Origin of the sequence: Oceanivirga salmonicida, from assembly GCF_001517915.1 — a bacterium.
GTDB lineage: Bacteria > Fusobacteriota > Fusobacteriia > Fusobacteriales > Leptotrichiaceae > Oceanivirga > Oceanivirga salmonicida.
In genome coordinates this window covers 1-6,164 of sequence record NZ_LOQI01000079.1, presented here as the reverse complement: position 1 = coordinate 6,164, position 6,164 = coordinate 1, and the positions used below count along the sequence as shown (strand labels likewise).

Annotated in this window: 5 protein-coding genes; all 5 read right to left on the bottom strand. The window is 23.4% G+C overall.

The annotated features are described in order from the left end of the window. Positions 1-89: 89 nt before the first annotated feature. Complete coding sequence (locus AWT72_RS07660; RefSeq protein WP_067143256.1) at positions 90-1,082, bottom strand: hypothetical protein; 993 nt, start codon at positions 1,080-1,082, stop codon at positions 90-92. Then, positions 1,039-4,053: a PAAR-like protein gene (locus AWT72_RS07655; protein WP_067143254.1), complete on the bottom strand. Its 3,015-nt coding sequence runs from the start codon at positions 4,051-4,053 to the stop codon at positions 1,039-1,041. Before AWT72_RS07655 ends, AWT72_RS07660 begins: the two co-directional genes overlap by 44 nt. A gap of 7 nt (positions 4,054-4,060) precedes the next feature. After that, positions 4,061-5,293: a hypothetical protein gene (locus AWT72_RS07650; RefSeq protein WP_067143249.1), complete on the bottom strand. Its 1,233-nt coding sequence runs from the start codon at positions 5,291-5,293 to the stop codon at positions 4,061-4,063. Then, the gene (locus AWT72_RS07645) at positions 5,277-5,657 is read right to left on the bottom strand and encodes a hypothetical protein (protein ID WP_067143246.1); all 381 of its coding nucleotides are present in this window, start codon (positions 5,655-5,657) and stop codon (positions 5,277-5,279) included. The genes AWT72_RS07650 and AWT72_RS07645 overlap by 17 nt, the downstream gene beginning before the upstream one ends. Further along, a partial coding sequence (locus AWT72_RS09735) for a hypothetical protein (protein ID WP_197407634.1) occupies positions 5,654-6,164 on the bottom strand: 511 nt, incomplete at its 5' end. The genes AWT72_RS07645 and AWT72_RS09735, both read right to left, overlap by 4 nt.

The window sequence follows — 6,164 nt, the reverse complement described above, 5'->3', positions numbered from 1 at the left end:
CATTTTTTAGACCATTTAGTTTATTAATTTATTCTTGTTTTAAAAGGATTTTAATAATATATACAAAGTAAGATTGAATACAAAATCTACTACCAATTTGTGCTATATAATAATCCTGCAGTATATACTTTACTGGATTTTCCAAATAAGATTTTAATATTATGTTTATCTTTTATATTAATTTTAATACTTCCTATGACACTATGATTAATGTCTTCCGGTGAATTTTTTATAACTTCTTTATTAAACATTCTATACCTATCATTCATTGAATAAAATTCTTTATCAAAACTATATCCTAATGATAATTTAAATTTTATCTTTTCACCAAACATATAACCTACTTTTAAACCTGCACCTAAACTTCCATCTAATTTACCATTTAATGTTATTTCATCATTATTTTGATCAAGTACTTTACCTTTAAAGTTATATGCATATGCTACTCTTAACTCTGGTTCTACAAAAAATTTATTTCCTATACTAGTACTTATATTAGCTGCCCCACTTAAACCATAATAATTTTGCTTAAATTCTCTTACATACTTCATATTGGTATAGTTAAAATCTTGTTTTAGTTTTAATAATAGTTTGTAGTCAGGTATTTTAAATTTAAAATTAATACCTATATCTATATTATTTAAATTATTTTTAGAAATATTACTATATGCATATGCTACACTTGCACCTACTTCCATTGGATTATCTTCTATTATTTCTTTTTTATCAACATTAACAATTGTTTTTATCATACATTTTCCTTTATTGCATAATGTAAACATATTAGTCTGTGCTTTTATTTTTTTATTATTATCTTCCAATACTTCTAAAAAATTTTCTCCACTACTTTTATTATTCTCTATATCCATTAAATTAGACACTTCATAATTATTTGCTCTCATTATAAATGATTTATGTGCTTCATTTACTATGAAAACATCTTTTTTACTATCTGATAAATTCTCAAAATCGATATATCTAGGTTGTGGTCTAATTTCTGCATTTCCATAATTAGCCAAACTTAATACAGACATAAAACTAAATAGGCCAATAAATACCTTGTATTTTCTCATTTTTAACATAAAAACTCCTTTTTATTACTCCACCTTGATTACCTCCCATACAATAATAACCATTACTAGTTTCTGAAAGTATGAAAGTACAATGTCCTTTTCCGTTACCATAATACAATACTAAAATTGCACCATATCTTGCATCTTTAATTTTCTTATAATACTTCTTTCCTAATGAAGTATAATAGCACTGAGATGATGGGGATTTTAAACCATTATTCATAATATAATTTGCAAACGATGCACACCAAGGTGTATTTTTATTTGCATTTATACCACCACCTTCTCTGTGATATTTGATTATAGATTTATATAAATTTCGTCCATCTTTATTAAATCTATATTCTCTAAATACTTTGGGCATCCAATATGCTCCTAATTTCTTACTATTCAAATTATATGGACTATATACAACTTCTAATGAAGCTATAGATGACTTTATATATCTTGAATAATTTTCATTTAACTTATTTTCATAATACTCTTTGATTTTTTTTACTAATGCATATGCATTTACTATTGCTTTTTTCTTACTATCTACTGCTGGTATACAAGTATCACTTTCTAAATTTTTTTCATCTATTTTTGCTTTCAATGTATTTCTAAAATATGTTATGCAGGATTTTTCAAGAAAAGATAAACCATAATTAGTTGAATATAGCATTCTAGATTCTCTATTAAAAAACACTTTTTCAATATCTTCTACTATTGAATATATGTCAATATAGTCATTGACTTCATATATTTTTTTGTTATCTCTTTTATCTATATTTTTAATACTATGTTTTTTTTGATTGGGATCTATTATACTAATTACACCACCTACTTTACAAAAACATTTGGCATCATTCATTAAACTATAATTACTCCCTATTAAAATGTCATTTTTTCTTTCCCAATCACTTAAATTAGGCACACAGGGCTTATTTCCTACACACATTTTAAATGGCACTATATTTTTATCTTTAATATTAGCAGCATTTTTATTTTCTATAAGTTTACTACTTTTTAATACATTTAAAACACTTATATCAGATGAAAAAGAACATGCTATTTTGGCTTTATCACAAACAAAATATGTTGTTTCATTTGATATTTTTGATTCATATAGACTCTTGTAAAATTTTGCAATATTATATGCTTTTCTTAATTTCATATTATATTCTAATGAATTTAAATTAGGGAAAACATTAAGTAATACTGATTTATCAACACCCATATTTTTTTTATCTGAATAACTATTATAATTTAACCAATACATAAATTCAGATATTTTTGAAATACTATCATCTCTAAAACTAAAATCTGATTTAATCAGTGCAATAAATACTATGGTAATATCAACTTCTTTGGTTAAGTTATAAAACCAAGTATATTCTTCCATACTAAGACCTTCTAGATATTCATCTAAATATATTATGTATCTATTTAAAATATTCCATTCCTTATTTTTATAGCCATCAAACTCTCTATATTTAATATTTACCATAGATTTTATCATAGCAATTTGTAAATTATTTAATAATCTTCTCGATTTAGGGTAATTGCCTGAAAAACTTTCTTTAACTAAATTTTGATTTTTAAATATCATCAAAAATTTATACTCAACTGTTTTAGTATATTCTTTAATATTTCTATGCTTTATATCAAATTTAATATCATCAACATCTGCTAAGCCTAATTTCAATAGATATTCATCTTTTATATTTTCTAAATTAACTCCTGCCAAATTATTTATACCACTGGTAATATAATCTTTTACCTTAGATTTAAAGACAGTTTTTGCAATATCATAAAAATACATTACACTACTTTGAGAATTTTTTAGACTTAGAAATTTTAAATATTTTTCTAATCTTTCTAACGGATTATCTGATTTAGAACATAATTCATATAGATAATCTATAACTCCTATTTCAGATTTTGTTATTTTTTTAAAATTATCAAATTTTTTTTGCTCTATAACTTCATCAGGATTAGATTTCAATATCTCATTTAAAACCTTTTTATCTTGTTTTTTCACTTCTCTATTAGTAGTATCTTCAAAATATTCACTAAACTTTTTTTCACCGTAATCTTTTCTAAATTTTTCTTTGATTTTTGAAATGTTAGATTTGTTTTTAGGTATGACATAGCTTGATTTTTTCTTAGAATTTTTAGGGACTAGACTATCTCTAATATTAGATATTATCTCATCTTTTTTCTCTTTTACCTTATCATTATTTAAAATAAATTCTAAAATTTTACTTAAATTATCTAATATTTTACTATTTCTTTCAGATTTATTTTTTTGTTCCTGCATAATTTCTTTTTTTAATTGTTCTACTATATCTTCTCCATTTTGACCAATAAAATCTGATTTTTTATCTAATGATTTCTCTTCTTCTTCATTTGCCTTTGGAAAAACAATATTTTCAAATTCAGAACTTATAAAACTTAAATCATAATCTGGAGATGCCATATAATATGTTATGGGAATATTATTTTCATCACAGTAGATCATTTCTCTATCAAAAACTTTTTTAACTTTTCTAATATCAAATTTGTGAACTGCAATAATTAAACCCGCTATACTAACTTTGACACTATTTCTATACTTATCACCCATCATTTTCTTAGTAATTTCTAATTTCCCATTGCTATGCTTAATATAACTAACATCAAAAATCTCATCTAAATACATTTCAATAATTTCAGATAATTCGGGTAAAACAATATATTTGTCATAATTTAATACTATCTCATCTTGTTTACTAAATCCTTCTTTACTGTAAACTAAAAAGCCTAAATCAGTATTTGCTTCTACTAAACTAATATCAACTTTACTCATTAAATATCTACCAATTTTAGGTTTAATTATCTCGCCTTTTTCTTCTTTACCATATTCATAAGTAGATTTAAGATATACTTCAGCCAAATCATCATAAAATCTATGTACTTCATTTGGTATTAATTTTTCTTCAAAATATTTTAACTGCATATTACTCCTAATTATTATGTATCTTAATTGCTTTTAATAATATATCTTTTTTACTATTTATCTCTACATTGCTCCCTTTTGATACAAGTAATAGTTTATCGCCATATATACTAGTATCATCTTTACTTTCTATTGCCAAATACGAATTTGAAGCCATAGTCATATCTTTTATTGCCTGTATATGTAATTTAGAACTAGAAATACTTAAATTTGCTTTTGATACATTAATTGAAACATCTTCTACAAAAAAATTTCTAGTATTTCTATCACAAAATCTACTACTTTTTTCATTATCTATACAAAATGCTACCTTAGCATCTTCTTCATAATTACTCGGAAAATATACATGAACCATATCAGATATTTCTGGTGTTATATAAAGTGAAGTCATAGTTTTTGAATAAGGTGTAGCAAAACTAAATAATTTTTTATTAGTGCTTTTATCACTTACAGAGACACTAAAATCTACTCTCATTTGTGCTATGTCATTATTTGCTACAACTTCTACTACTCTGGCTGGTAAAAATCTACCTTTTATATTTGAAATAACAGGTAATATACCTTTATTTTTTTCACTTAAAATTATTTTACTTAAATATATTCCATTTTTTAGACTAACACTAGATGATATTAAATATAAATTAGATATTTTAGAACCTGTTAAATACATTTTACCCATAATTTCATAATATTTTCCACTACTGCTAACACCACTAGCTGTTATATTTTCTAATGTTTCTACATTGCTATCTTGAAATCCAAAAAGTATTATTCCATCTACTGAACTAAAAATACTCTCATTAATGTCCGATAATATTCTCGTTAGGAACTCTTTGTCAGAAATGTCATCTTGAAAATATAATTTTCCAATTTTTTTTGATAAATTATTTGATATTAAATACTTTAAATTATAGTCTTTCATTATATCTATTATTATAGACTTATAGGTCGTATTCGTGTCTTGGTATATTCTACTTTTACGATTCAAGGTTAATAAATATAAGGGTGAGTGGGCAATTAATTCTAACTTAAAACCCAAAACTCCATAATTAATTAGAGTATATGAATATACTTTTCCTACAAAATTATCAACTTTTATATCACACATATTAGATATATTAATATTCTTATTTAATTCTAAAGTCAAAGTCATCTTACTATAATTACCCATATTAGATATTAAACTAAAACCTAATACATTAAAATCTTTTAACTCTTGACCATTAATTACTATTTTCATATATCACCAACTCTTTTTCTTTGCCTATAAATTTTTGAAGTAAAACTAACTTATATTTCCCTATACCATTACTAAAACTTTGATTTAGACTATGTATATACATTTTGGGAAGCTTATATACCATATTCTCAATTTCTAATGAGATATCTAAATACTCATACTGTATCTCTACTAATTTTTTTATTAAATCCTTATTTTTTATTCCCATATTATCATTTGTATATACAAATCCATCCACTACTACTTCTACCCTATTTTTTTCATTTGCATAACTATCTATGCTTTTTTGCGATAAATTAATTACTATCTCACTACTATTATCTTGATTAATGAGAATATCATTAATTTTTATTCTATATTTCATAGCAATAACCACCTACCTAATTTTTCTAATTTTTTAATATTTAACATATAAAAATGCTCAAAGAAATACTCAATTTCATAGTCTAATGGAAGAAAATACGATATAATTTCATTCATTAAATCTCTATTTTCTAAGTTATCATCATAATCTAAAAACACAATAAATGTATTTATATCTCTTTCAAAATATATTACACTTGCTGGAAAACATTCACTTATACAAGACTTAAAAATATATACATAATCATTACAATATCTTGATTTATATTCCCATTTAGATATAGAATAAACTTTATTATCTAAACTAAGATTTAATGGAGTTGTTAGAAGTTCATAAGAAATTTTTGATAATATTAAAATGTAAGATAAAACTAATTCTTTGTTCATATTTTCAGAAATATTAATTCCATAATACGACAAATTAATATATGCCACATTATCTGCATAATACATTTCTAAATACGGGTTAAAACTTGTATAGCAAATACTATATTTATCTATATACTGT

Bases quoted from the DNA above. Each gene is read 5' to 3' on its own strand.
- AWT72_RS07660 (WP_067143256.1), bottom strand. From the start codon at position 1,082: ATGTTAAAAATGAGAAAATACAAGGTATTTATTGGCCTATTTAGTTTT.
- AWT72_RS07655 (WP_067143254.1), bottom strand. From the start codon at position 4,053: ATGCAGTTAAAATATTTTGAAGAAAAATTAATACCAAATGAAGTACAT.
- AWT72_RS07650 (WP_067143249.1), bottom strand. From the start codon at position 5,293: ATGAAAATAGTAATTAATGGTCAAGAGTTAAAAGATTTTAATGTATTA.
- AWT72_RS07645 (WP_067143246.1), bottom strand. From the start codon at position 5,657: ATGAAATATAGAATAAAAATTAATGATATTCTCATTAATCAAGATAAT.